The organism is Rhizobium sp. YJ-22 (genome assembly GCF_029601685.1).
Taxonomy (GTDB): Bacteria; Pseudomonadota; Alphaproteobacteria; order Rhizobiales; family Rhizobiaceae; genus Metarhizobium.
This window is the reverse complement of the sequence record NZ_JARRIR010000011.1, coordinates 1-23,496: the sequence shown is the minus strand read 5'-3', so window position 1 is coordinate 23,496 and position 23,496 is coordinate 1. Positions and strand designations below refer to the sequence as shown.

Below are 23,496 nucleotides of genomic sequence, written 5' to 3'. Positions count from 1 at the left end.
GACACTGTTCATGCGTGAAATCCTCATCCGCAATGCGACGATCGTGGCGATGGACGCCGCTCATGGCGCGACGCCATTTACCGGCGATATCCTGATCGGCGACGGCCTCATCAAAGCCATCGGCACGGGCCTCGCCGCCACGCCCGATGCGCAGGTTATCGACGGGCACGGCAAGCTGGTCATGCCCGGGCTGGTCAACGCCCACACCCATTCCAGCGAGACCTTTTTGCGCGGGCGTTATGAGTGCATGCCGCTGGAGATCTGGTTGCTTTATGCCTATCCGCTGCTGATGAACGATCCCATCGGCGAGCGCCTTCTTTACCTGCGAAGCCTGCTCCTGGCGATGGAATCCCTGCGCAACGGCGTCACCACGCTTTGCGACGATTTCTTTGATCCGCCACGGCACGATCTCGACCGGCTGGCGGCCGTCTTCCGCGCCTATGACGACGCCGGCATCCGCGCCAACGTCTCCAGCGCCGTGATGAACGTGCATACGTTGGATGCCTTGCCTTTCGCACGCGAGGTCATGCCCGAAGATTTGCAGGCGCTGCTCGATTTCGGTCCGCCGATGACGGCGCAGGCCTATATAGACTACTGCCGCTCGGCCTTTGATCACCTGCATGGAACATCGGGCCGCGTGAACTTCATGCTCGCCCCCTCCGCGCCGCAACGCTGCACGCCCGACCTCATGGCGGCCTGCATGGATCTGGCGGTCGAAAAACAGGTGCCGTTCCATACCCATGTGCTCGAAACCAAAACGCAAGGCGTGACCGGCCCGGCGCTCTACGGCAAATCACTGATCGCCTATCTGCACGATCTCGGCCTGCTGAAACGCAACACCACCATCGCCCATTCCGTCTGGGTCAGCGACGAGGATATCCGGCTGATGGGTGAGGCAGGTGTCTCCGTCGCCCACAATGCCATCTCGAACCTGAAGCTCGGCGCTGGTATTGCGCCCGTCCGCCGCCTGCTCGATGCCGGCGTGACGATTGGCCTCGGCACCGATGGCGTTTCCTCCAACGATACCGGGCGCATCTTCGATGTCATGCGCGTCGCCGGCCTCGTCCACAGCGCCGCCGGGCCTGAATACAAGGCATGGTTGAGCGCAAACGACGTCCTCGCAATGGCCACGATCGGCGGGGCCCGGACGGCGATGCTGGAGCATCTCACCGGCTCCCTGGAGCCGGGCAAGGCGGCCGATCTGCTCGTCCTCGGCCTGAACAACTATTCCTTCATGCCGCTGAACGACGTCGTCAGACATCTCGTCTATTCGGAAAACGGCTCCTCGATCGAAATGGTGATGGTCGCCGGACGCATCGTCATGCAGGACCGCCGCCTGACGAGCGTGGACGAACAGGCGATCTTCGACGAAATCGCCGCCCTCGTGCCCGCCTATCTCGCCGAACACGCCGAACTCGAACGCCGCAACGCGGTTTTCGAACCCGTCATGGCCGAAATCCATCGCCGCGCGACACGGATGAATATCGGTCTCAACCGTTATCAGGGCGACGCCGCCTGATCCGACCGGCGCTGATGGACAAGCGAGCAGGTAGAGCCTATATTAGCGTCCGGTATTACCTTTATACAGGAAGCTGCCATGGCATCCCCGACTTCGCTGAAGCTCGATGACGAGTTGAAAGGCCGAATCCAGCATCTGGCCGAAATCCGCCGCCGCTCGTCCCACTGGATCATGCGGGAAGCGATCGCGCAATATGTCGAGCGTGAAGAGAAACGGGAAGCGCTGCGGCGCGAGACGGTGGCGGCCTGGGATGAATTTCAGGCGACCGGGATGCATGTTACGGGAGACGAGGTCGAGACATGGCTCTCGAGCTGGGGAACCGATGACGAGCGCGACGTCCCTGAATGCCACAAATAATCTTTGCCCCGGCCGCCCTTCGAGACCTCGAACGGCTGCGTGAATTCCTGCGCCCGAAAAGCCCGGCCGCAGCAAGGCGGGCTGGCGACGCTATTCTCAGAGGTGTGCGTGCGCTGGGCGCACATCCGCATATGGGGCGCCTGATCGAGGAACTCCCCGAGCACTACCGGGAATGGCTGATCGATTTCGGCGACAGCGGATATGTGGTGCGTTATCGGATCGATGCGGAAAGCTTGACCATCCTCGCCCTGCGTCACCAGAAGGAGGCGGGTCTGTGAGGTAAGGTGAAGGCTCGATCAGGTCCGTCGCTCACCACCATGTCCTTGCCGCAGCGCGCAATGGAGATCGTCCTGGCCGGACGACCGGGACCGCCGCATCTGCAGCTTTCGCTGCGCCGGAAGGATGACTCGACACCGTCCCCGAGGCGAAGTATAAATCAATCGATTGATTTATACAGGCTTATCATGCAGGACAATGACCATCCCACGCGCACCGCCTTGATCCAAGCCGCGTTGCGCCAATTCGGCCGCGAGGGCTTCGAAGCGGCGTCGACGCGGGCGATTGCGGCGGAGGCGGAGACGAATATTTCGTCCATCGCCTATCATTTCGGCGGCAAGGAAGGCCTGCGGCTGGCCTGTGCCGATTTTGTCGCGGCGCGGGTTGGGAGGGCCGCGCGTGTGGCGCCGGGCGATCCGGCGCGGCTCGATCCAGAGGCCGCGCGGGCGGTGTTGCGGCGGCTGTTGCGGCGCATCGTGCTGTTCGTCACCAGTCCGGCATCGGAGTTGTTCGTTTCCTTCCTGCTGCGCGAGGTGGCCGAGCCTGCCAGTCCTGTCACCGAACGCCTGTTTCACACGTTGATCGAAAGTCGTCATCGGGCGCTCTGCCGCATCTGGGAGGCAGCGACCGGCAGGCCGGCGGAGTCCGACGACGTGCGGCTGGCGGTGTTTTCCATTGTCGGCCAGGCCGCCTATTTCCGGCTGGCCGCGCCGGTGGTGCAGCGTCGCCTCGGCTGGCAAGGCTATCCGCCCAAGGCGGCGCGCGCCATTGCACGGCGGCTGGTCTTCAATCTCGATGCGATTCTGGAGGCCGAGCATGGCTGATTTTCTCTGCGCTTTGCCTCTTGTCGCCGGCCTGTTTTCCGCCTGCGCACCGCCGGCGCCGTTGGCGACCGGTTACGCCGAGGGCGATTATGTGCTCGTCGCCCCGGTCGTTTCCGCCCGTATCGCAACCGTCCCGGTGCGCGAGGGCGAGCATGTGGCGGCCGGTGCATTGCTGGCGACAGTCGAGGACCGGGACGCCCGGATGGCACTGGCGGCGGCCGAGGCGGGATTGCGGCAGGCCGAAAGCCAGCTTGCCAATCTGCTCAAGGGCAGCCGGCCCGAGGAACTTGCGGTCATCGAGGCGAATGTGGCTTCGGCCCGCGCCAATGCACAGCGCACCGCAACCGAAGAAGATCGCCAGGAAAAACTGGTGCGCCAGCATATTTCCTCCCAGGCCGAGCTGGATGCCGCCCGCGCCGCCGCAACCGTCGCGGCCTCCGCCGTGGCGGAGGCGGAGGCGCGTCTTGCCGTCGCCCGCCTGCCGGCGCGATCGGAAGAGGTCGCGGCGGCGCGGGCGGCTGTTGCCCAGGCCGAAGCCAATCGCGATGCCGCGCAATGGCGGCTCGACCAACGCCGTCTCGGCGCGCCGAAATCTGGAACCGTCTCCGAACTCGTCCGTCACCCCGGCGACATGGCCGGCCCTTCCGTGCCGGTCCTTTCCTTCCTGCCGGATGACGGGCTGCATCTGCGCTTCTACGTGGCCGAGGCAGATCTGGCGGCGATGAAGCTCGGTGCCCGTGTCAAGGTCGAATGCGACGGTTGCCCGGCGATGTCGGCCACTATTACCCGCATCGCCGATCAAGCGGAATTCACGCCGCCCGTCATCTATTCCCGCGATGCCCGGCAAAAACTCGTCTATCGCATCGAGGCCGCGCCCGAGCCGGCGGATGCGCTGAAACCCGGCCAGATCGTCGAGATCAGGGCCTTGCCATGAACGAACCGGCGGCAAACCCGGCAATCGCGGTGCGCGGGCTCACCAAATCCTTCAGCGGACGCAAGGTCGTGGACGATGTGGCGCTGACGGTGGGGGAGGGCGAAATCGCCGGCTTTCTCGGGCCGAACGGCTCGGGCAAGACCACCTGTATCCGCATGATCTGCGGCTTGCTGACCCCGGATGCTGGGGAGGGACAGGTGCTCGGCCTTGACGTGCGCCGCGATCAGCGCCGCATCCGACGCGAGGTCGGCTACATGACGCAGCGCTTTTCCTTCTACGAGGATCTGAGTATCGAGGAAAACCTCGCCTTCGTCGCCGGACTCTATGGTCTGCCGCGGCAGGCTGTGGCCGATACGCTCTCCGATCTCGGCCTGACCTCACGCAAGAAGCAGCTTGCCGCCAGCCTGTCCGGCGGATGGAAGCAGCGGCTGGCGCTCGCCGCCTGCATCATGCACAAGCCGCGCCTGCTGCTGCTCGACGAGCCCACCGCCGGCGTCGATCCCAAGGCGCGCCGCCAGTTCTGGGACGAGATCCATGCCCGCGCCGCCGATGGCATGACCGTGCTGGTCTCCACCCATTACATGGACGAGGCCGAGCGCTGCCACCGCATCAACTACATCGCCTATGGCCGGCTGGTGGCCTCGGGAACGGTGGCCGAGGTGATCGCCGGCGCGCATCTGGTGACGCTTGTGGTCGAGACCGACAGGCCGGGGGCGCTCGCCGCCCGCCTGCGCGAACGGCCGGGCGTCGAGCAGGTCGAACCCTTCGGCGCCACCCTGCATGTCACCGGCAGCGACAAAGCGGCACTGATGGCGGCGCTGGAGGCCGAAAACGTCACCGCCCGGCCGGCCGAAACCAGCCTCGAAGACGTGTTCATCCGCCTCATGGACCAGGCCGAGGACAATATGCGATGAGTCCCTCCCGCCTCTATGCGTTGTTGCGCAAGGAATTTATCCAGATGCGCCGCGACCGTGTCACCTTCGCGATGATGCTGGTCGTGCCGATCATGCAGCTCCTGCTGTTCGGCTTTGCCATCAATGACGATCCGCGCCACCTGCCGGCGGCGCTGGTCGCGCCGGTGCAGGGGCGGTTCACGCAAGGCATGGCGGTGGCCCTGAAAAATACCGGCTATTTCGACATCACCCACCCGAATGCGACCGGGGAGGAGGCCGAACGGTTGATCACCAGCGGCGCGGTCTCCTTCATCATCACCATCCCGCCGGATTTCGAGCGCAAGGCGCTGGCCGGCGGCCGGCCGCAGATCCTGGTCGAGGCGGATGCGACCGATCCGGCGGCCTCCTCCGGCGCGGTCTCGGCGCTGTCGACCGTTGCCGCCAGTTTCGCGCAGCGGGAGATGGGAGCGGCCGCGACCGCCGGCCCGGATATCGTCGTCCACCGGCGCTACAATCCCGAAGCCATCATGCAATACAACATCGTGCCGGCGCTGCTCGGCGTCATTCTGCAGATGACGCTGGTGATGATGGCGGCGATGGCGCTGACGCGCGAGATCGAGCGCGGCACCATGGAGAACCTGCTGGCCATGCCGGCGACGCCGATGGAGATCATGATCGGAAAGATCACGCCCTTCATCGGTGTGGGCGCCGTGCAGGCGCTGGTCATCCTTGCGGCCGCGAAGGCGATCTTCGATGTGCCGTTCATGGGGTCGGCCGGCCTGCTGTTCGTCTGCATGCTGCTGTTCGTGCTGGCGCTGGTCTTGCTCGGCTATCTGATCTCGACGGTGGCGCGCACGCAGATGCAGGCGATGCAGCTTTCTATCTTCATTTTCCTGCCTTCCATCCTGCTCTCCGGCTTCATGTTCCCGTTTCGCGGCATGCCGGATTGGGCGCAGGCGCTGGGCGAGGTGCTGCCGGTGACTCATTTCCTGCGCATGGTGCGCGCCGTGATGCTGAAAGGTGCCGGTTCCGCCGATATTGCCGCGGATTTCGCCGCCCTGCTGGTGATGGTCGCGGTGCTCGGCGCTCTGGCGCTGCTGCGCTTCCGCCGCACCCTTGATTGATCGGCGGATGCCAGAGCATTTCCAGCCGAAGTGTGATCGCTTCGGCGTCGGACAATGCGGTAAAAACAAAAAGAGAGAGCCTTCAGCGCGCCAGGCGCCGCCCCAGCGCGATGCCCGGTTTTTCGACCAGCCGATGCAGCAGGTCGGAAGCGAGCAAAACCGCAGGCGGCGTCAGGATCGCCGTGAAGGCGACGGTCAAGGCATAGTCAAAGCCGATGACGGCGCAAAGACAGATGAGACCCTGGATGATCGGCACATGCACCAGATAGGTGCTGTAGGAGCGTGCTCCGAACCACAGCGCCACCTTGCCATCCAGCAGCCGGCCGAGCCCGGCCGGCTTTCCTTCCGGTCCGCCCGCCCAGACCGAGGCGATCACCACCGCCCACAGCACGTAGTGGATCTGCGTGACATCGGCGACCAGCAGCAACCCGCCGAAGAGCAGCAGGGCAGCCCCCGGAAACGGAACCTTTCCGAACAGATAAGGTGTGGCCAGCCGGCTGACGATGCCGGTGGCGAACAGCGTCACGGCTCCGGGCAGGAAACTCGGCAACTGGAATTCGCCGAACATTCGCTGGTCGTAGGCGACCTGCGCTGCAATCGCGATGGCAACCAGAAGCAGGCGCGAGCCGGGCCTGGCGATCATCGCCATGACCAGCGGCGCCACCAGATAGAACTGCCACTCCAGCGACAGGCTCCAGGCCGGCGACAGGAAGAAGAATTGCGATTCGTAGAGGATATTGGTCGGGATTGCGCCATGCAGCAGGGTGACATGCGCCAGCAGATGTGCGTAGAGCCCGCCATCCTTCATGCTGGCGATCTGCGCATGCATATGCGGCCCGGCCGCCAGCGATGTCCCCCATGGCGAGGCGGTCAGCACCTCGAAGAACCAGAAGGTGGAGACGATGCCAAGCGCCAGGCAAACGAAGTAGACGGGATAGATGCGCATGAAGCGCCGGATCAGATACGCGCGGTAGGGTTCGCGCTTTTCGAGGATCAGGTGGCAGATCACGAAACCGCTGAGGATGATGAACACCTGCACGGCGGTATCGCCAAGATCGCGCAACGGCAGCAGGATCGGATATTCGTTGGTGATCTGGGTCAATTGCAGGATATGCGTGACGACGACCGTCCAAGCGAGCCAGCCGCGGGCGCCTTCCAAACCATCGAATCTCTGCATGACCCTTCCTGACGCGAACCGGAACAGGCCGAAGCAGCGCCCCGACCTGACGCATCATGGGCGGCAGGCCGGGCGGCTGGCAATGCAAATCTTCCTGATTTCGGACATCGGCATCGCGATATTCATCCGGTGATGCGCGCCAGCACCCGGTCGAGCGCCGTGCGCAGCGCAGCGGTGCCGCCATGGGTTTCGAAATCGTTGAAAACCTGCTCGTTGAGGCCGCCCTTGGTGGCGTATTCGCGGCTGAGATCGATGAAAGGCGTATCGACGGCGGCGACGGCGGAGCGGGAGAGTTCGGCAAACAGCGGCGCGACATAGGCACGGCCTTTCTGCTCGGCAAGGCCATGGTCGGCCAGCCACTCGTTGGTGCGGTGCATGATGCCGAAATAGCTGGCCATCACCGCGCTTGCCGCCGCCAGCAGATCGTATTCCTGCCGGGTTTCGCATTCCACGGTCGTCCCCATGGCCGTAAACAGCGCTGCCGTCAGCGCATCGGGCGGATAAATGGCGGTGACGCCGGCGCGGCGGGCGACGAAGGGCAACGGAATGGCCTGCGTCAGCCTCACATCGGCGCCGATCCATGACAACAGCCGGTCGCGGTCCGTGGCGGCGATAACGCTGATGACACTTTGCCCGTCCCGGAATTGCAATGGCCGGATTACTTCCTCGGCGATCTGCGGCCGTACCGCCAGCACCAGCGTCTGGCAGGCTTCGACAATCGCCTGGTTGTCGCCGGCGATGCGCACGCCCGGAAAATCCGCCGCCAGCCGTGCGGCGATCGCGGCATTGCGGGGCGAGACGATCACGGTTTCGACGACCGGCATCGGCGCCAGCAGGCCGCGCACCATCGCCTCCGTGATCGCACCGGTGCCGATGAAGCCGATGGGTCCAGTTGCAAGCATGAGAAATCCGCCTTGTTGTGCGAGAAGCCAAAAATAGACATGCTAAAACATGTCGCGCAAAAGTATGCAGCGCTTTTCGACAACGACATGCGAAAAATCAAGGCTCTACAGCGCAAGCGGCTGTCCTGAAAGATCGCGAGGCCTTTTAGACCAGGCCGCGCCGGTTCGCCTCGAGTGCTGCCTCAGCCCGTGTCGAGATGCCGAGCTTGCGATAGATCGCCCGGATATGGGTGGAACAGGTATTGCGGGTGATGCCGAGGGCCACGCCGATATCCGCAGCCGTCAGGCCCTTGCCGAGCAGGCGCAGAATTTCCACCTCGCGCCTGGTCAGGCGGTCGGCGCGCTCCTCCTCATCGGTGACCGGCGTGTTCGGCAGCTTGCCGCGGAAATAGGCGAGGATACGGTGGGCGATCTGCGGCGAGATCGGCGGTTCGTCGCGCTGGATGCGGCGCAACTGTTCGATGAGGTTTTCGGTGCGAACGCCTTTCAGCACATAGCCGCGCGCCCCCGCCGCCAGCGCGTTGAACAGCGTCTGGTCGTCGTCGAAGATGGTGACCACCACCGGCATCGTGCCCGGGAAATTGCGGGCGATGGTCTGGATGACGTCGATGCCGTTGCCATCGGGCAGGTTGATGTCGATCAGGGCGAGATCGATGGACTGGCCGCTGGCCTGCGCCTTCGCCAGCAGCGCCTCCGCCTCAGCGCAGGTGGCGGCAGCAAGCGCCCTGGCTCCCTGGAAATGCAGGCGCAGGGTTTCGCAAATCCATTGCCGCGTTTCGCGGTTGTCCTCCAGCACGAGAACGGTGTGCATCGGCGTGGCATCCATGATCAGCCTCCCACCTTTTGCGGTTCGAGCGGCAGCGTGACCCGCAACGTGTAGAAACCGTCCGCCCAGCGCACGGCCAAGTCGCCGTCCAGTTGTGTCATGCGCTGGCGGATATTGCCGGAGCCGAGGCGAGTGCCGGCGCGATGCGGATCGGCCTCGTCCGGTCTGCCGGCGGGATTGACGATCTCGTGGACCAACTCGCCGAGACGCTCCTGCGTGCTGATGCGGATTTCGCCGGGACTCCCATGCTTCAATGCGTTCGACAGCGCCTCACGATGCACGGCATTGAAATTGCGATGGGTATGATAGGGCAGGATGCGTTCGGAATCGTCGGCATTTCCCAGCGGCCAGGTGAGCGTGAAGCCGTGCTGCTCCACCCGGTTGCGCGTCTCGTGACGCAGATGGCCGATGAATTCTGACAGCACGACCTGTCGGCCCGAGAGTCCGCTGGCGATCTGGCGGATATCGGAAAGCGCATCGATGATCGCCTCCTGCCGATGCGTCTCGTTGCGCGCATGCAGGCCTGAAAGCAGATGCGCGCCGACATCGTCATGCAGATCCATGGCGATGCGCCGTCGCTCCTCGATCACGCCCTGCTCATAGGACAGGCGATCCCGCTCGGCCGATTCAACCAGGCTAGCGAGCTGCATCACCAGCGCCAGGTCGCGATTGTCGAACAGCCGCCCGCCGCCGCCGGCAAGCCGCAGGCGCAGCCCGGTCGACCAGGAGTAGGGCGGGATTTCAAGCCCCAGGCCTTCGTCGAGAAGTCGTGGGGCGGAGCCTTCGGTACTGGCGATCGTTTCGCGGTGGGAAGGCTCGAAGTGGTCCTCGATGACCGCGATCCAGCTTTCCTGCTTGGCTGCGGCGGTCGCCTGAAAGGCGACGGCATTGGTCTGGTGGTAGAGTTTCGCCAGTTCCGGCGGCCGCTCCTGCAGCACACGGCGCAGCGCCAGATCGCGCCCGGCGATATAGAGAATGCCGGCCGCCAGCACCGCCAGTCCCAGCGAATGCGTCGGCGACAGGCTGAGCAGGTAGGCGATGGCCAGATCGGCCGTCAGAACGGCGACGATCACCGCCACATAGAACATCAGTCGATAGGCCCAGCGCCCGAGATCGAACAGCCGATACCGCATGATGCCGATTGCCGTCGCCGCATAGATGGCCGCCAGCGGAACGAAGGCGGCGCTCTGCGAGATCACCACTTCGATGCCGAGCACGACCGGCACGGTCACGAACAGCACGAAGGATCCTGCGCCAAGCAGCACCGAGACACCGAGCCAAAGCATCACCGCCCGGTCGGCGGGATTGGCGCGTGTGGCGCAATACTGCCATGCGACCAGCACGACGATACCGACCAGCAGAATGACGACGCTATTATGCGGCGTGGCGAGCGCATGTGGCAGTAGCTCCAGCCGATAGGCCGCCATGTGCAGGTAGCAGAACAACGGAACGGGCCAGAGATATTTCCAGCCGAGCAGCCGCACCGGATAGACAGCGAACAGATAGATCGCCCCGATGCCGAATAGAAAAGTGCTGCTCTGGTTCAGCAGTGACAAAATGTGAAACAGATCCGGCGGGAGGGCGAGATCGCGGGTGCTGTAGACCGCCGCCGCCAATGCCGCGCCGGCCGCGCCCAGTCCCGAAACCGCAAAGGCGGCGGCGGGCCCGTTTCCGGATCGCAACGTCACCAGAAAGGCAGCGACGAGCAGAATGCAGAAGGCCGCACCAATCTGCAGCCAGAAATCGGGATCGAGGTCCGCCGGCGTCCGGGGCTCGACGGTCAGAATCGTCTTCGAGACAGTATCAGCCTCGCCGGGCCGAGCGTAGACGACGCCGAAACCACCCTCGCTTAGCAGCGCCGTCATCAAGCCTTGGCGGTTGAAGAACCGGTTGCTGGCCGTATAAGAGGGAAGCATGTCCGGCTCTTCAATGAAATCCTCGTCCTCGAAGGCGATGGCGCGATCCGGCCGCTGCCTCGCGAAAGCCCTGAAATCGTCGGCCGTGGACATTGCCGCGACGTCCGTTCCGACGCCGTAGAGGCCTAAGATCGATGCGGGAGTGCCGTCGATCCGGCCGACGTAGCCGCCATCGATGCCGGCGCGGGCGCCGATGGGGATGTCGAGTCCCGTCCGCTTCTGCTGCACGGCCAGGACGAAGACGAGAAAGATCGACAACGCGATCGACACGAGCCAGAGAAACAGCCGCGAGGCCGGAGACAGCGACCAGCCCGCCATGGCGCTAGCGCCATCGCCCGGTCACGGGCAGGACATTGCGTCGCCGGTCCGCGCCCGGCGCCGTTCGTCGGCCATGCCATGGTTCGATGCAAGTCAAGTTCAAAATCCCCACTCGGCGAAACCGCTTTCCGCACTGGCGGCCGCATGCCCGAAACAGTTTAACGACCTGTTTCCCCTTGGCAATCGTCGCGTGCCGAAATTGTGTTCAGCGCCTGTGCCAACGCGGCGTATTGCATTCGGGCAGGGATTTCCCTCACCTGAACGGGTGAGGAAATGTTGTTTATCTATCAAACTATTAACCGCCAAATTGACAGGTCTGGCTCTGCCATTTCTATTCGGCCGAAACAGGAGGCTAATACATGACGACTGGACTGACGATCGGCGATCTCTCGGGACTCATTCAACTTGCAAAATCCGGCGTGGCCGGCTTGAACATCACGGATTTCGACGCGCTTTTCGACAAGATCAAGGAGCTGATGCGCGCCTTCAACCAGCTCACGCCTGAACTCGAAGCCAATCTCGACCTGGCCCGGCAGGAGCTGAAGGCCAATCCGGAACTTTTCTCCATCGGCAAGGCGGAATTCGTGAACTCCGTCGATGCGCTGCTCGCCAAATATCCGGCAAGCACGCCGTTGGCCGATATTCCCGAATTCCACGGCGGCACGACCGCGCCGCCGACAGGTCCGGGCACCGGTACCGGCACGGGTGCGCCGGGCGACATCGATTTCGCCAAGCTGGAAAAGCTGTTTGCGGATGTCAGCGTCAAATACGATCCGGTGACGCATAAGGTGACGGTTGTCGGCGCCGGCTATGAATTCGAGCGCGTCGGCGTCGAACGTCTCGAATTCAAGGACGGTTTCCTGGCCTTCGACACCGATGGCCATGCCGGACAAGTCTACCGGCTCTACGAAGCCTTCGGCCGCGCCGGCGAGGCGCAGGGCCTCGGCTACTGGATCAAGGCGCTCGATTCCAGCCAGACGGATCTGCCGACCATTGCCAAGCACTTCATTGCCTCGAATGAATTCACCTCGATTTTCGGCAATGCCCAGACGCTCTCGAATTCGGATTTCGTGTCCGCGCTCTACACCAAGATCTTCGACCGCGCCCCGGATGCGCCAGGCCTGAATTACTGGATCAATGCGCTGGCGAGCGGTGCCCAGCGCGACCAGGTTTTCGTGGCCTTCACCGAAAGCGCCGAGATCCAGTCCCTCGTCTCCGCGGACGTCAAGGACGGCATCTGGTACGTCTGACACTGGAAGTATCCCGGAGCGTTCTGCGCTCCGGGCGCCGCGGGGCATTGATCCTGATCTGATCCTTTTTTTAGGAAAGACGAGCCGCAGGAAGGCGCTGGCGGGTATCGGCAGATCCGGCTAGCGAACATGTCCAGCCGAAGCAGGACGGCTGCGGCGTCAGACAAGATACCCTAATCGCTGCCGTGGCGCGGGCTGGCGCCGAGGCGCGCCAGCACCTTGCCCGGAATGCCGTAGCGCTGGATGACATCGCGGCCGTTGCGCAGGCCGCATACCTCCCGGTGGATGAAAAAAGCCCAGACGGCTTGCGCCGCCTTGTCGACGAGCCGCTCCTGTTCGATGGTTTCCAGTTCCTTTGCCTCGCCTGCGGCAAGCGCCGCGAGCGCGGCCTCGACCGAAACCCCGTGCCGCCCGAGCGTGCTGGCCCGCTCGGACATCAATTCATATTCCAGGATGCCGAGGCCGGTTTCAGTAAGGTTGAACGAAGTAAAATTCCGCGGTGGGCGAACCGTCATTCTCGTTCTCCGCATGGCTGCCTCGACCGTCGTTTTCTTCAAACGATCCGGCGTTTCCTGCCGGTAAGGTGTGTCGCAGGCGCGGCAATTTCAATGTGAAATCGAGACCAACGGCTGATTTTCACGGCAGGTCGCGCTTGGATGGCACAAACTTTCAGTCGCCCGAAATCAAGCCGTCGAACACTTCGAGCAGGGCATCCACGATTGCCTGGCCGAGCGCATTTGCGGTCTCGGCGATGCGTTCGTCGCTGGGATCGCGCGCCGCCACTGCAAAGTCGCCGCCCTGATTGGCCACGATCGCCCGGGCGCGCTCGATGGCCCATTGGGCAAAATCGCTGCGGTTCGAAATCGTCATCGTCTCGGTCGATTCATCCATTTTCGTGGTCTTTCGAGCTGGAGTGTAAACAGAAGATCGGACTGGTGTAGCCCATTCGAACCGCTTCCGTCCACGCATCGAACCGGCCGACGTCGGAAGGGCCGCTGTTCGCTCATGAGCCTGTGACCGGCAGAGTGCGGGATTCTATCGGCGATTTATATTTCTTTTCAGTGGCTTGCATCTTGCTTCCACACTCTGCCGGCAGTTCTTTGCGCTAGCGCAAAGAGTTGGGCCGGCAAACATCTACTTTCCCGGTCGAAAGACGCGCTCCGCGATTCCATCGGGGCCGATGCAGGTGATGTGTGAAATCTTCGATTGCCGCCCCGCGCCAGAAATCTTCCGATGCCGGCCGGACGATCCGGTCCCTGGCGCGGTTTCTGGTGCTGGTCGCGGCGCTGTGGTGCGGGAACCTGCCTGCGGGGGCCGCGCAGCTCGAAAAATACCTGCCGTCCCTGACCCCGCAGGAGTTCTTCCAGGGTGCAGACCGTATCGGCCCGGCCGAGGGTGAGCCGCCGATCGCGCCGGTCTTCAAGGGCAGCGAGCGGCTCGGCTATGTCTACCTGAACACCGATTTCACCAGCGCCGTCGGTTATTCCGGCAAGCCGATCCATATCGCCGTCGGCATCGATCCCAAGGGCGTCATCCGCGGCATCAAACTGCTCGACCACAAGGAGCCGATCGTGCTGATCGGCATCCCGCAGGCCAAGGTGGTCGCGGCGCTGAATTCGCTGATCAATAGCGATTTCCAAGCGGTTGCCGCCGGCACGACCAAGCCGCCTCAGGTGGAGATCGTCTCCGGCGCCACCGTCACCGTGCTGGTCATGGGCGACAGCGTCGTGCGCTCGGCGGTCGGGCTGATCCGCAGCGGCAGGTTGGGGGGCACGCCGCTGGCGGCGGAAAACCTGCCGACCGAAATCCGCAAGGTCGATCTCAGCAAAACCGACACCGCCGACTGGGCGACGCTGACCGGCGATGGTTCCGTGCGCAGCCTTCGCCTCAATGTCGGCGAGGTCACCGATGCCTTTCGCACGGCCGGACATAATGAAGCTGCCGGCCAGCCGGAGAGCGACAATCCGCAGGACGAATTCATCGAGCTCTATATTGCCCCCGTCTCGGTGCCCTCCATCGGCCGCAGCCTGCTGGGGCAGGCGGCTTACGACCAGATGCTCAAACGCCTGAAGCCAGGTCAACAAGCGCTGCTGGTGGCTGGCGACGGCGTCTATTCCTTCAAGGGCTCGGGTTATGTGCGCGGCGGCATCTTCGATCGCATCGAATTGCTGCAGGATGGCCAGGGCGTGCGGTTTCGCGACAAGGACCATACCCGCATCGGCGACCTCATGGCCGACGGCGCGCCGAAACTGCGCGAAATCGCCCTGTTCCGCGTCCCCGACAGCTTTGCCTTCGACGTCACCAAGCCTTTCGACCTGCAATTGCTGGTGCAGCGCGGTTTTGGCGCGCGCGAAAAGGCGAACGTCACCTATGATCTTGGCTACAACCTGCCCGATCGCTTTGTCGTGACCGAAAAGGTGGCGCCGCCGCCGGCCGCGAAACCGGCCGCGCCGCTGCCCGACGCGCCCCGCGCCATCCCGCCGGTCGGCGAAGGCCCGTTGCCGGATTTCCTGGGGGAGAACAATCCGCTCTGGGTGAAGATGTGGCAGATGAACACGATCAATATCGTGGTGACGCTCACCGCCACGGTGACCCTGGTCGGCATCTTCTTTTTCCAGAACACCCTGGTGAAGCGCCCACGTTTCTTCAAATGGCTGCGGCGCGGCTATCTGCTGTTCGTCCTCGTCTGGCTCGGATTGTATGCCAATACGCAATTGTCGGTGGTCAACGTCCTCACCTTCATCAATTCGCTGATCACCGGCTTCAACTGGGAGTTCTTCCTCACCTCGCCATTGACCTTCATTCTCTGGGGGTCGGTTGCCGCCGGCCTGCTGTTCTGGGGGCGCGGTCCATTCTGCGGCTGGCTCTGCCCGTTCGGCGCCCTGCAGGAACTGAGCAACAACCTCGCCCAGTGGCTGAAGGTGCCGCAGGTGAAGTTGCCCTGGGGCCTGCATGAGAGGCTTTGGCCGATCAAATACATGATCTTCCTCGGTCTTTTCGGCCTGTCGCTCTATTCGGTCGCGCTGGCGGAGCTGTTTTCGGAAGTCGAGCCGTTCAAGACGGTCATCATCCTGAAATTCGCCCGCGAATGGCCCTTCGTGATCTATGGATTGACGCTGCTGGCGGCCGGGCTGTTCATCGAGCGCTTCTATTGCCGCTATCTCTGCCCGCTCGGGGCGGCGCTGGCCATTCCCGGCCGCATCCGCATGTTCGAATGGCTGAAGCGCTGGCCGGAATGCGGCTCGCCCTGCCACCGTTGCGCCAAGGAATGTCCCGTCGAGGCCATCCATCCCGAGGGCCAGATCAATGTCAACGAATGCATCTACTGCATGCATTGCCAGGAACTCTATCACGACGACCAGCGCTGCCCGCACATGATTCAGGTGCGTGTCAAGCGCGAGAAATTCGAAGCCCGCAATGCACCGCTGAAGCCGGAAGGCGCAAGCCCGCGCGGACCGGCCATGCCCGTCATCACCCACAACGGAAAGCCCATCGGCCAAGCCGATCCGGCCTCCTGAACATTCAACACCAAGGAGAAAACCCATGTCAGAAGACGACACCAAGAACCGCCTCAGCCGGCGCCAGTTGCTCGGCACCTCGGCGCTTGCGGCAGCCGCAGCCGGTGCGACCGGCATTGGCGGCGGCGCCATGCTGGCGGGCTCGGCGACCCCGGCGCTGGCGGCGGATCAACACAACAGCGCCGAGGTGAAGCCCGGCGAACTCGACGAATACTACACCTTCTTCTCCAGCGGGCAGAGCGGCGAGGTCCGCATCGTCGGCCTGCCGTCAATGCGCGAGCTGATGCGTATACCGGTATTCAACCGCGACAGCGCCACCGGCTGGGGCCTGACCAACGAGAGCCTGAAGGTGCTGACCGAAAACCTGCTGCCGGAAGACCGGGAGTTGCTGGCGGATCGCGGCGGCACCTTCCACAACGGCGACCTGCACCATCCGCATCTGTCATTTACCGACGGTACCTATGACGGCCGCTATCTCTTCGCCAACGACAAGGCCAATACCCGCGTCTGCCGTATTCGCCTCGACGTGATGAAATGCGACAAGATCATCCAGCTTCCGAACCAGCACACCGTCCACGGGTTGCGCGTGCAGAAATATCCGAAGACCGGCTATGTCTTCTGCAACGGCGAGGACCGCGTGCCGATCCCCAATGACGGCAAGAACCTGACCGACACCAAGAACTACCACGCCATCTTCACCGCCGTTGACGGCGAGACCATGAAGATCGCCTGGCAGGTTATGGTCGACGGCAATCTCGACAATGTCGATGCCGACTATCAGGGCAAATACGCCTTCGCCACCTGCTACAATTCCGAGGAAGGCACGACGCTGGCCGAGATGATGTCCAGCGAGCAAGACTGGATCGTCATCTTCAACCTGAAGCGGATCGAGGAGGCCGTTGCCAAGGGCGAGATCAAGATGATGAACGGCGTGCCGGTCGTCGACGGTCGCCACGGCTCGAAATTTACCCGCTACATCCCCGTCGCCAACAGCCCCCACGGCATGAACACCGCGCCCGACGGCATCCATGTGGTCGCCAACGGTAAGCTGTCGCCGACCGTCACCGTCTTCGACGTGCGCAAGTTCGACGACCTGTTCGACGACAAGATCAAGCCGCGCGATTGCGTCGTCGCCGAGCCGGAACTCGGACTCGGGCCGCTGCATACCGCCTATGACGGCAAGGGCAACGCCTATACGACCCTGTTCATCGATAGCCAGGTCTGCAAGTGGAACATCGAGGACGCCAAGCGCGCCTTCAAGGGCGAGAAGGTCAACCCCATCCGCCAGAAGCTCGACGTGCAGTATCAGCCGGGCCATAACCACACCTCCATGGGCCAGACCAAAGAAGCGGACGGCAAATGGCTGATTTCGCTGAACAAGTTCTCCAAGGACCGCTATCTCAACGTCGGGCCGCTGAAGCCGGAGAACGATCAGCTCATCGACATCTCCGGCGACAAGATGGTGGTGGTGCATGACGGCCCGAGCTTTGCCGAGCCGCATGATGCGACCATCGTCCACCGTTCCAAGATCAACCCGGTGAATTTCTGGGACCGCAACGATCCATTCTTCGCCGATGCGGTAGCACAGGCCAAGAAGGACGGCCTCGACCTGATGGAAGCCAACGAGGTAGTCCGCGACGGCAACAAGGTGCGCGTCTACATGACATCGTCGGCGCCGGCCTTCGGCCTTACCGATTTCACCGTCAAGCAGGGCGATGAAGTGACCGTCTACGTCACCAATATCGATGAGATCGAGGATCTGACCCACGGCTTCGCCATCATCAACTACGGCATCAACATGGAAGTGGCGCCGCAGGCGACGGCATCGGTCACCTTCAAGGCGTCGAAGCCCGGCGTGTGGTGGTATTACTGCTCATGGTTCTGCCATGCCATGCATATGGAGATGAAGGGCCGGATGCTCGTGGAACCGAAGGAGGCATGACATCCATGCCGCGTCTTCGCCCGACATCGCGCCTGACGTTTCGCAGCGGCTGGATGCGGCTGGCCCTGCGCATCGGGCTCGGTGTCTGCGGCGCGGTTTCCCCGGCTCTGGCCGGGGAAACCCTCGTCCGCCCGGGCGACGACCTGCAGGCGGCGCTCTCCAGCGCCGCTGAAGGCGATACGATTAGTCTCGCGCCCGGCCGGTACACGGGTCCGCTCGTTCTCGACCGGCGTGTGACGCTGGAAGGGGCGCCGGGCGCGGTCGTCGACGGCCAGGGCAGGGGAAACACGATTACCGTCAATGCACCGGGCAGCACGGTGCGCGGCCTGGAAGTCATCGGCTCCGGCGGCAATCTCTACGATCTCAATTCCGGAATCTTCGTTTCGCAGACGGCGACGGGGGCGCTCGTCGAGAACAACGTCCTGACCGGCAATCTCTTCGGCATCTACTTGCATGGGGCCGCCGATTCCGTGGCGCGCGGCAATACCGTGACCGGCAAGCGTGGCGTGCGCATGGCCGAGACCGGCAGCGGCGTTTCCATCTGGAACGCGCCGGGCGCAAAGGTGCTCGACAACGTCATCCGTTACGGTCGCGACGGCATCTATACCAATGCCAGCAAGCGCAATGTCTTTCATGGCAACCTGATGGAGCATGTCCGCTTTGCCGTGCATTACATGTATACCGACGACAGCGAGGTCAGCGGCAACATCTCGCGCGACAATTCCGTCGGTTTTGCGCTGATGTACACCAAGCGCCTGAAGGTGCTCGACAATCTTTCGGAAGGTGACCGCGATCACGGTCTGTTGATGAACTATACCAACAATTCCACCGTCAGCGGCAACCGTGTGCTCGGGCGCCTGCTGCCCGCCAGCCGTTGGATGGATGCCGGCGTGCAGGCGGCCGAGCCCGGCATGGCTGCGCCGGTCGATACGGTCGAGACAGCCGATCCCGGCAGCGACCGGATCGGGCCGGAAAAATGCGTCTTCATCTACAATGCCAACCGCAACCGCTTCACCGACAACCGGTTCGAAGGCTGCAATATCGGCATTCATTTCACCGCCGGCTCGGAAGGCAATGCGATGAGCGGCAACGCCTTCATCGGCAATCGCACCCAGGTCAAATATGTCGGCACGCGCGATCTCGACTGGTCGGTGGACGGGCGCGGCAATTTCTGGAGCGACAACCCCGCCTTCGACCTTGATGGCGACGGCATCGCCGACAGCCCCTATCGTCCCAACGATCTCGTCGACGTGGTGTTGTGGACCGCGCCGCAGGCGAAAATCCTCGTCAACAGTCCCGCCGTCCAGACCATCCGCTGGGCGCAGACGCAGTTTCCGGCGCTGCTGCCGGGCGGGGTGGTCGACAGCCATCCCCTGATGCAGCCGCCGCGAAAGGAACGACCATGAGCGAAACCGTGTGCCTCACCGGGGTCACCAAGACCTATGCCGGCGTCGAGGCGATCCGCGACGCGTCCTACAGCCTCAAGGCGGGCGAGACCGTTGCGCTGGTCGGCCATAACGGCGCCGGCAAGACGACGATGATCAAGCTGATGCTCGGCCTCATCCATCCGACCGCCGGCTCCGTGCGCGTGCTCGGCGAGAACCCCGCCGCCGGCGCCTTCGCCGCCCGCCGGAAACTCGGCTACCTGCCCGAGCACGTCTCCTTCAACATGGCGCTGACGGGGGCGGAAACGCTCGCCTTCTACGCCCGTCTGAAGGGCGCGCCGAAGAGCGACATTCCGCGCCTGCTGGAGCATGTGGGCCTGGCGGACGCCGCGCATCGCCGCGTCGGCACCTATTCCAAAGGCATGCGCCAAAGGCTGGGCCTCGCGCAGGCGCTGCTCGGAGAACCGGCCCTGCTGCTGCTCGACGAGCCGACCACCGGTCTCGATCCGGCGCTGCGCCGGCATTTCTACGACCTGTTGCAGGCCATGCGCGCCGCCGGCGCCACGATCCTGATGTCCTCCCATGCCTTGACGGAACTGGAGAGCCAGGTGGACCGCGTCATCATCGCCGATCGCGGCCGCGTCATCGCCGACGGTTCGATCGAGGCGCTGCGCGCCATCGCCAAGCTGCCGGTGCGACTGCGGCTCGGTTTTCGTGATGCCGGTTCGCCGCCCGATATCGCCGGCATCCGCTGGCGGCCGCTTGGCGGCGGCAGCGTCGAGACCGAGACGACGCCGGAGGGCAAGATGGAACTGATCCGCCGCATCGTCGCCGCCAACGGCAATCTCGCGGATCTCGACGTCATCGTCCCGACCCTGGACGAGCTATACGCCCACTTCCTGTCCCGCAAGGAGGCCGCGGAATGAAAAATCTCTGCGTCATCGCGCTCAAGGAAATCCAGGAGGGCCTGCGCAATCGCTGGGTGCTGGCGACCACGCTGCTGCTGGCGGCCTTGGCGCTCAGCCTCACCTTCCTCGGCAATGCCCCGACCGGTTCTGGCATTGGCAGCGGGCGGCTCGACGTCGTCATCGTCAGCCTGTCGAGCCTGACGATTTTCCTCATTCCGCTCATCGCGCTGCTGATCTCCCATGACGCCATCGTCGGCGAGATGGAGCGCGGCACCATGCTGCTGCTTTTGAGCTATCCGGTCGGGCGCAGACAGGTGGTGCTCGGCAAATTCCTCGGCCACTTGGTCATCCTCGCTTTCGCCACCGTCGCCGGATATGGTGCGGCGGCCGTGGCGCTGGTGGCAAGTGGGGCCAGCATCGATGCGGCTAGCTGGCTTGCCTTCCTGTCCTTGATCGGCTCCTCGGTGCTGCTCGGGGCGGTGTTCATCGCCATCGGTTTTCTCGCCAGCGTCACGGTGCGCGAACGGTCCACAGCTGCGGGCGTCGCCATCGGCGTCTGGCTACTGTTCGTGTTGATCTACGACATGGCGCTGCTTGGCGTTCTCGTCGTCGATCAGGGGCGCACCATCGGCGCGGGCGCGCTGAACGCGCTGTTGCTCGTCAATCCGACCGATGCCTATCGCCTGTTGAATTTCGGCGCCGGCGGGGCGGGAACGCTGACCGGCATGAGTGGCGCCGCCGCCAACGCCACGCTTGGGCCCGGCACGCTTGCCGGCGCGCTTGTCCTGTGGACAGCGCTGCCGCTCATTCTCTCCATGCTGCTGTTTTCGAGGAAGGAACTATGAATCGCCTGGCTTCCCTTGCCGTTCTGGCCTTCGCGCTTGGCCTCGCCGCCTGCTCTCCCGAAAACAAGGCGGTGCCGCCGCCCTTTGCGCTCACCGAGACGGCAATGGGCCGCTATTGCGGCATGAACGTGCTGGAGCATCCCGGTCCCAAGGGGCAGGTGATCCTCGATCCGGTGCGCGAAGCGATCTGGTTTTCGTCCGCCCGCGACACGCTGGCCTTCACCATGCTGCCGGAGGAGCCGAAGACGATTGCCGCCATCTATGTCTCCGACATGGGCAAGGCCCCGACCTGGGAAGAGCCCGGCGCCGAGAACTGGATCGATGCCAGGAAGGCTTTCTACGTCATCGAAAGCGCCGCCGTCGGCGGCATGGGCGTGCGCGAGGCGGTGCCCTTTTCGCAGCGTTCGGCGGCGGAAAGCTTCCAGGCGGAGAAGGGCGGCCGCATCGTCACCTTCGGCGAGATGCCGCAGGACTATATTCTCGGCGCCGAGACGGCGAGCGCCGGAGAGCAGCCCTGAGTTGGAGCGTTCCCGCTTTTCCTTGAGTGGCGAAAACGCTCTCACCCCTGTTTTGCCGCATGTGCGGAGGCGGGACCGCGTTTTGTGGTTTTGCTGAAAATGCTCTGAAGGAGATGTATCATGGTGGACCGCATGTCCCGCAGACGCTTTATCGGTATCAGCGCCGCGCTCGCTGGCCTGAGCCTGCTGCCGCCGCGCGCGGTGCGCGCCGAAGACGGCGCACAAGTCTGGCACGGCTTTGCGCTGGGCGCGCCGGCAATGATCGTCCTCAACCATCCGGACAAGGCGGAGGCTAGGCGGCTCTTCGGCCGCATCGAGGCCGAGACCGAGCGGCTGGAGGCGATCTTCAGCCTGTTTCGTTCCGATTCCGAACTCGCCTTGCTCAACCGCACCGGGGCCCTTGCCGCTCCGTCCGCCGAAATGGTGAACCTGCTTGCCCGCTGCCGCGATATTCACCGCGAAAGCGGCGGGCTGTTCGACCCGACGGTGCAGCCGTTATGGACATGCCTCTTCCGGCATTTTTCCGCCAGCGACCCCGATCCGGCCGGGCCGGCTGCCGAGGAGATGCGGCAGGCGCTGGATCTGGTGGGTTTCGATGCGCTGCGCGCCAATGCCGACCGCATCGCCTTCACCCGTCGGGGCATGGCGTTGACCCTTAACGGTGTGGCTCAGGGTTATATCACCGACCGCATCACCGCTCTCCTGGCCGAGAACGGCCTGACGCAAAGCCTCGTGGATATGGGCGAATATCGCGCGCTCGGCACCCGGCCGGACGGCACCCCCTGGCGGGTCGGCCTGTCGACGCTGGAAAGCGATGCAACGCCCGACCGATTCGTCGATCTTGCCGGCAAGGCGCTGGCGACATCGAGCGCCGAAGGTTTCAGTTTCGATGCCAGCGGACGCTTCAATCATCTGCTCGATCCCAGAACCGGCCTTTCCGCCTCGCTCTATGCCTATCTCACCGTCGTCGCGCCGGATGCGGCTGGGGCCGATGCCTGGGCGACGGCATTCAGCCTGATGCCGCCGGACGAAATTGCCCGGGTGGTGAAGGCGCAGGACAATATCACCGTCTATCTGCGCCAGCGCGACGGGAAAAGGCTGGTTCTTTCCGCCTGAAGCGCGACCAAGCGTTTGCATCGCCTGCATTCTCGTCCTAAAACCCCGGCTCACGCGAGAGGAACAGGGACGCATCATGATTGATCGTGAACTCGTCGAGGTCCTGCCGATCTTCCAGGGGCTCGACGCTCCGGCGCTGGACAGATTGCTGACCCATGCGGTCCAGCGCAATTACGCCAAAGGGGCGGCGGTTTTCCAGCAAGGGGAGGATGCGACGCATTTCTTCCTGCTGCTGCGGGGCCGGTTGAAGGTGTTGCAGGTCACCGCCGACGGCCAGCAATTCATCGTGCGCGTCGTCAATCCGGGCGATCTGTTCGGCGTCGCGATGGCCATCGGCCGCACCCAGTATCCGGGCACGCCGGTCGCCGCCGTGGACAGCATCGCCCTGGCATGGCCGATGACGATGATGCACGACATCCTGCAGCGCAGCCCGACACTCGCCATCAACACCATGCAGATGATCGGCCAGCGTCTCGATGCCGCCCACGAACGACTGCGGGAAATGTCGACGCATGACGTCGAGGGCCGCGTCGCCCATGCCGTCATCCGGCTGGCGCGGGAGGCGGGCGTGATATCGGGCGCTGAAATCCGCATCGATTTTCCCGTTTCGCGCCAGGACATCGCCGAGATGACCGGCACGACGCTACATACCGTCTCGCGCATCCTCAGCCATTGGGAAACGAAGGGGCTGGTCAAGGGCGGTCGCCAGCTTCTGGTGATCACCGACCTGCCGGGGCTGCGCCGTCTCGCGGGCGAGGAAAACGACTGACCGCCGGATATTTCCCGCTCTTTGTTCCCCCGCAAAGAGGGGGCGCCGCACCGGGCGTACACCCATGCCAGTCCTTGAACCAATGGAGACTGACATGCTTACTCGCGCAACCGGTACTCTCGTAGCCGCCGGCTTCATGGCCCTGATGGCCTTCCCCGCGCTTTCCGCCGAGATCGAAG

At 63.8% G+C, this 23,496-nt stretch carries 22 protein-coding genes; 16 read left to right on the top strand and 6 right to left on the bottom strand.

The annotated features are described in order from the left end of the window. Positions 1-10: 10 nt before the first annotated feature. The 7 genes from P7F60_RS22675 (at position 11) to P7F60_RS22645 (ending at position 5,927) form a co-directional block, all read left to right on the top strand. On the top strand, positions 11-1,519 hold the full coding sequence (locus P7F60_RS22675; RefSeq protein ID WP_277919970.1) for an amidohydrolase: 1,509 nt from the start codon (positions 11-13) through the stop codon (positions 1,517-1,519). A gap of 78 nt (positions 1,520-1,597) precedes the next feature. Further along, positions 1,598-1,876 (top strand): CopG family ribbon-helix-helix protein, encoded by a 279-nt coding sequence (locus tag P7F60_RS22670; RefSeq protein ID WP_277919969.1) that lies wholly within the window; start codon positions 1,598-1,600, stop codon positions 1,874-1,876. Then, a complete protein-coding gene (locus tag P7F60_RS22665; protein WP_277919968.1) occupies positions 1,864-2,154 on the top strand; it encodes a type II toxin-antitoxin system RelE/ParE family toxin in 291 nt (96 codons plus the stop codon). Before P7F60_RS22670 ends, P7F60_RS22665 begins: the two co-directional genes overlap by 13 nt. Before the next feature lie 60 nt (positions 2,155-2,214). Next, entirely contained in the window at positions 2,215-2,976 is a 762-nt protein-coding gene (locus P7F60_RS22660; protein ID WP_277919967.1) for a CerR family C-terminal domain-containing protein, read from the top strand. Beyond that, positions 2,969-3,910: an HlyD family efflux transporter periplasmic adaptor subunit gene (locus P7F60_RS22655; protein ID WP_277919966.1), complete on the top strand. Its 942-nt coding sequence runs from the start codon at positions 2,969-2,971 to the stop codon at positions 3,908-3,910. The genes P7F60_RS22660 and P7F60_RS22655 overlap by 8 nt, the downstream gene beginning before the upstream one ends. Then, the gene (locus P7F60_RS22650) at positions 3,907-4,824 is read left to right on the top strand and encodes an ABC transporter ATP-binding protein (protein ID WP_277919964.1); all 918 of its coding nucleotides are present in this window, start codon (positions 3,907-3,909) and stop codon (positions 4,822-4,824) included. Before P7F60_RS22655 ends, P7F60_RS22650 begins: the two co-directional genes overlap by 4 nt. After that, the gene (locus tag P7F60_RS22645; RefSeq protein ID WP_277919963.1) at positions 4,821-5,927 is read left to right on the top strand and encodes an ABC transporter permease; all 1,107 of its coding nucleotides are present in this window, start codon (positions 4,821-4,823) and stop codon (positions 5,925-5,927) included. The genes P7F60_RS22650 and P7F60_RS22645 overlap by 4 nt, the downstream gene beginning before the upstream one ends. A gap of 82 nt (positions 5,928-6,009) precedes the next feature. On the opposite strand, the gene P7F60_RS22640 is transcribed toward P7F60_RS22645, so the two are convergent. The 4 genes from P7F60_RS22640 to P7F60_RS22625 all read right to left on the bottom strand — a co-directional run bounded on the left by P7F60_RS22640 (position 6,010) and on the right by P7F60_RS22625 (position 11,066). Then, positions 6,010-7,104: an acyltransferase gene (locus tag P7F60_RS22640; protein WP_277919962.1), complete on the bottom strand. Its 1,095-nt coding sequence runs from the start codon at positions 7,102-7,104 to the stop codon at positions 6,010-6,012. A gap of 122 nt (positions 7,105-7,226) precedes the next feature. After that, positions 7,227-8,006, bottom strand: a complete 780-nt coding sequence (locus tag P7F60_RS22635; protein WP_277919960.1) for a pyrroline-5-carboxylate reductase — start codon at positions 8,004-8,006, stop codon at positions 7,227-7,229. Between the two features lie 145 nt (positions 8,007-8,151). Next, a complete protein-coding gene (locus P7F60_RS22630) occupies positions 8,152-8,832 on the bottom strand; it encodes a response regulator transcription factor (RefSeq protein WP_277919959.1) in 681 nt (226 codons plus the stop codon). A 2-nt stretch (positions 8,833-8,834) separates the two neighbouring features. Next, positions 8,835-11,066, bottom strand: coding sequence for a hypothetical protein (locus tag P7F60_RS22625; protein WP_277919958.1), 2,232 nt, complete (start codon positions 11,064-11,066; stop codon positions 8,835-8,837). A gap of 359 nt (positions 11,067-11,425) precedes the next feature. Between P7F60_RS22625 and P7F60_RS22620 the strand changes: the two genes are divergently transcribed. Continuing rightward, complete coding sequence (locus tag P7F60_RS22620; RefSeq protein WP_277919957.1) at positions 11,426-12,316, top strand: DUF4214 domain-containing protein; 891 nt, start codon at positions 11,426-11,428, stop codon at positions 12,314-12,316. A 173-nt stretch (positions 12,317-12,489) separates the two neighbouring features. Here the strand turns inward: P7F60_RS22620 and P7F60_RS22615 are convergent, their stop codons facing one another. Together P7F60_RS22615 and P7F60_RS22610 are read right to left on the bottom strand one after the other, a co-directional pair. Further along, complete coding sequence (locus P7F60_RS22615; RefSeq protein WP_277919956.1) at positions 12,490-12,831, bottom strand: DUF6665 family protein; 342 nt, start codon at positions 12,829-12,831, stop codon at positions 12,490-12,492. A 154-nt stretch (positions 12,832-12,985) separates the two neighbouring features. Next, entirely contained in the window at positions 12,986-13,207 is a 222-nt protein-coding gene (locus P7F60_RS22610; RefSeq protein WP_277919955.1) for a hypothetical protein, read from the bottom strand. A gap of 365 nt (positions 13,208-13,572) precedes the next feature. Between P7F60_RS22610 and P7F60_RS22605 the strand changes: the two genes are divergently transcribed. The 8 genes from P7F60_RS22605 (at position 13,573) to P7F60_RS22570 (ending at position 23,317) form a co-directional block, all read left to right on the top strand. Beyond that, on the top strand, positions 13,573-15,834 hold the full coding sequence (locus P7F60_RS22605) for a regulatory protein NosR (RefSeq protein WP_277920138.1): 2,262 nt from the start codon (positions 13,573-13,575) through the stop codon (positions 15,832-15,834). Positions 15,835-15,859: 25 nt separating this feature from the next. Beyond that, complete coding sequence (gene nosZ, locus P7F60_RS22600) at positions 15,860-17,776, top strand: TAT-dependent nitrous-oxide reductase (protein ID WP_277919954.1); 1,917 nt, start codon at positions 15,860-15,862, stop codon at positions 17,774-17,776. Then, entirely contained in the window at positions 17,692-19,182 is a 1,491-nt protein-coding gene (locus tag P7F60_RS22595; RefSeq protein WP_277919953.1) for a nitrous oxide reductase family maturation protein NosD, read from the top strand. The genes nosZ and P7F60_RS22595 overlap by 85 nt, the downstream gene beginning before the upstream one ends. Next, the gene (locus P7F60_RS22590) at positions 19,179-20,087 is read left to right on the top strand and encodes an ABC transporter ATP-binding protein (protein WP_277919952.1); all 909 of its coding nucleotides are present in this window, start codon (positions 19,179-19,181) and stop codon (positions 20,085-20,087) included. Before P7F60_RS22595 ends, P7F60_RS22590 begins: the two co-directional genes overlap by 4 nt. After that, the gene (locus tag P7F60_RS22585; RefSeq protein ID WP_277919951.1) at positions 20,084-20,914 is read left to right on the top strand and encodes an ABC transporter permease; all 831 of its coding nucleotides are present in this window, start codon (positions 20,084-20,086) and stop codon (positions 20,912-20,914) included. The genes P7F60_RS22590 and P7F60_RS22585 overlap by 4 nt, the downstream gene beginning before the upstream one ends. Beyond that, positions 20,911-21,432, top strand: a complete 522-nt coding sequence (locus P7F60_RS22580; RefSeq protein ID WP_277919950.1) for a nitrous oxide reductase accessory protein NosL — start codon at positions 20,911-20,913, stop codon at positions 21,430-21,432. Before P7F60_RS22585 ends, P7F60_RS22580 begins: the two co-directional genes overlap by 4 nt. A gap of 120 nt (positions 21,433-21,552) precedes the next feature. Then, positions 21,553-22,548, top strand: coding sequence for an FAD:protein FMN transferase (locus tag P7F60_RS22575; RefSeq protein ID WP_277919949.1), 996 nt, complete (start codon positions 21,553-21,555; stop codon positions 22,546-22,548). A 76-nt stretch (positions 22,549-22,624) separates the two neighbouring features. Continuing rightward, positions 22,625-23,317 carry a Crp/Fnr family transcriptional regulator gene (locus tag P7F60_RS22570; RefSeq protein WP_277919948.1) on the top strand — a complete coding sequence of 231 codons (693 nt, stop codon included), beginning with the start codon at positions 22,625-22,627 and terminating at the stop codon, positions 23,315-23,317. The last annotated feature ends 179 nt before the right edge of the window (positions 23,318-23,496 follow it).

What these genes read in the sequence shown, in the direction of transcription:
- P7F60_RS22610 (WP_277919955.1), bottom strand. Translation starts at nt 13,207, where the DNA reads ATGGATGAATCGACCGAGACGATGACGATTTCGAACCGCAGCGATTTT.
- P7F60_RS22675 (WP_277919970.1), top strand. Translation starts at nt 11, where the DNA reads ATGCGTGAAATCCTCATCCGCAATGCGACGATCGTGGCGATGGACGCC.
- P7F60_RS22665 (WP_277919968.1), top strand. Translation starts at nt 1,864, where the DNA reads ATGCCACAAATAATCTTTGCCCCGGCCGCCCTTCGAGACCTCGAACGG.
- P7F60_RS22615 (WP_277919956.1), bottom strand. Translation starts at nt 12,831, where the DNA reads ATGACGGTTCGCCCACCGCGGAATTTTACTTCGTTCAACCTTACTGAA.
- P7F60_RS22630 (WP_277919959.1), bottom strand. Translation starts at nt 8,832, where the DNA reads ATGGATGCCACGCCGATGCACACCGTTCTCGTGCTGGAGGACAACCGC.
- P7F60_RS22655 (WP_277919966.1), top strand. Translation starts at nt 2,969, where the DNA reads ATGGCTGATTTTCTCTGCGCTTTGCCTCTTGTCGCCGGCCTGTTTTCC.
- P7F60_RS22580 (WP_277919950.1), top strand. Translation starts at nt 20,911, where the DNA reads ATGAATCGCCTGGCTTCCCTTGCCGTTCTGGCCTTCGCGCTTGGCCTC.
- P7F60_RS22660 (WP_277919967.1), top strand. Translation starts at nt 2,215, where the DNA reads ATGGAGATCGTCCTGGCCGGACGACCGGGACCGCCGCATCTGCAGCTT.
- P7F60_RS22645 (WP_277919963.1), top strand. Translation starts at nt 4,821, where the DNA reads ATGAGTCCCTCCCGCCTCTATGCGTTGTTGCGCAAGGAATTTATCCAG.
- P7F60_RS22635 (WP_277919960.1), bottom strand. Translation starts at nt 8,006, where the DNA reads ATGCTTGCAACTGGACCCATCGGCTTCATCGGCACCGGTGCGATCACG.
- P7F60_RS22585 (WP_277919951.1), top strand. Translation starts at nt 20,084, where the DNA reads ATGAAAAATCTCTGCGTCATCGCGCTCAAGGAAATCCAGGAGGGCCTG.
- P7F60_RS22575 (WP_277919949.1), top strand. Translation starts at nt 21,553, where the DNA reads ATGGTGGACCGCATGTCCCGCAGACGCTTTATCGGTATCAGCGCCGCG.
- nosZ (WP_277919954.1), top strand. Translation starts at nt 15,860, where the DNA reads ATGTCAGAAGACGACACCAAGAACCGCCTCAGCCGGCGCCAGTTGCTC.
- P7F60_RS22640 (WP_277919962.1), bottom strand. Translation starts at nt 7,104, where the DNA reads ATGCAGAGATTCGATGGTTTGGAAGGCGCCCGCGGCTGGCTCGCTTGG.
- P7F60_RS22570 (WP_277919948.1), top strand. Translation starts at nt 22,625, where the DNA reads ATGATTGATCGTGAACTCGTCGAGGTCCTGCCGATCTTCCAGGGGCTC.
- P7F60_RS22590 (WP_277919952.1), top strand. Translation starts at nt 19,179, where the DNA reads ATGAGCGAAACCGTGTGCCTCACCGGGGTCACCAAGACCTATGCCGGC.
- P7F60_RS22620 (WP_277919957.1), top strand. Translation starts at nt 11,426, where the DNA reads ATGACGACTGGACTGACGATCGGCGATCTCTCGGGACTCATTCAACTT.
- P7F60_RS22625 (WP_277919958.1), bottom strand. Translation starts at nt 11,066, where the DNA reads ATGGCGGGCTGGTCGCTGTCTCCGGCCTCGCGGCTGTTTCTCTGGCTC.
- P7F60_RS22670 (WP_277919969.1), top strand. Translation starts at nt 1,598, where the DNA reads ATGGCATCCCCGACTTCGCTGAAGCTCGATGACGAGTTGAAAGGCCGA.
- P7F60_RS22650 (WP_277919964.1), top strand. Translation starts at nt 3,907, where the DNA reads ATGAACGAACCGGCGGCAAACCCGGCAATCGCGGTGCGCGGGCTCACC.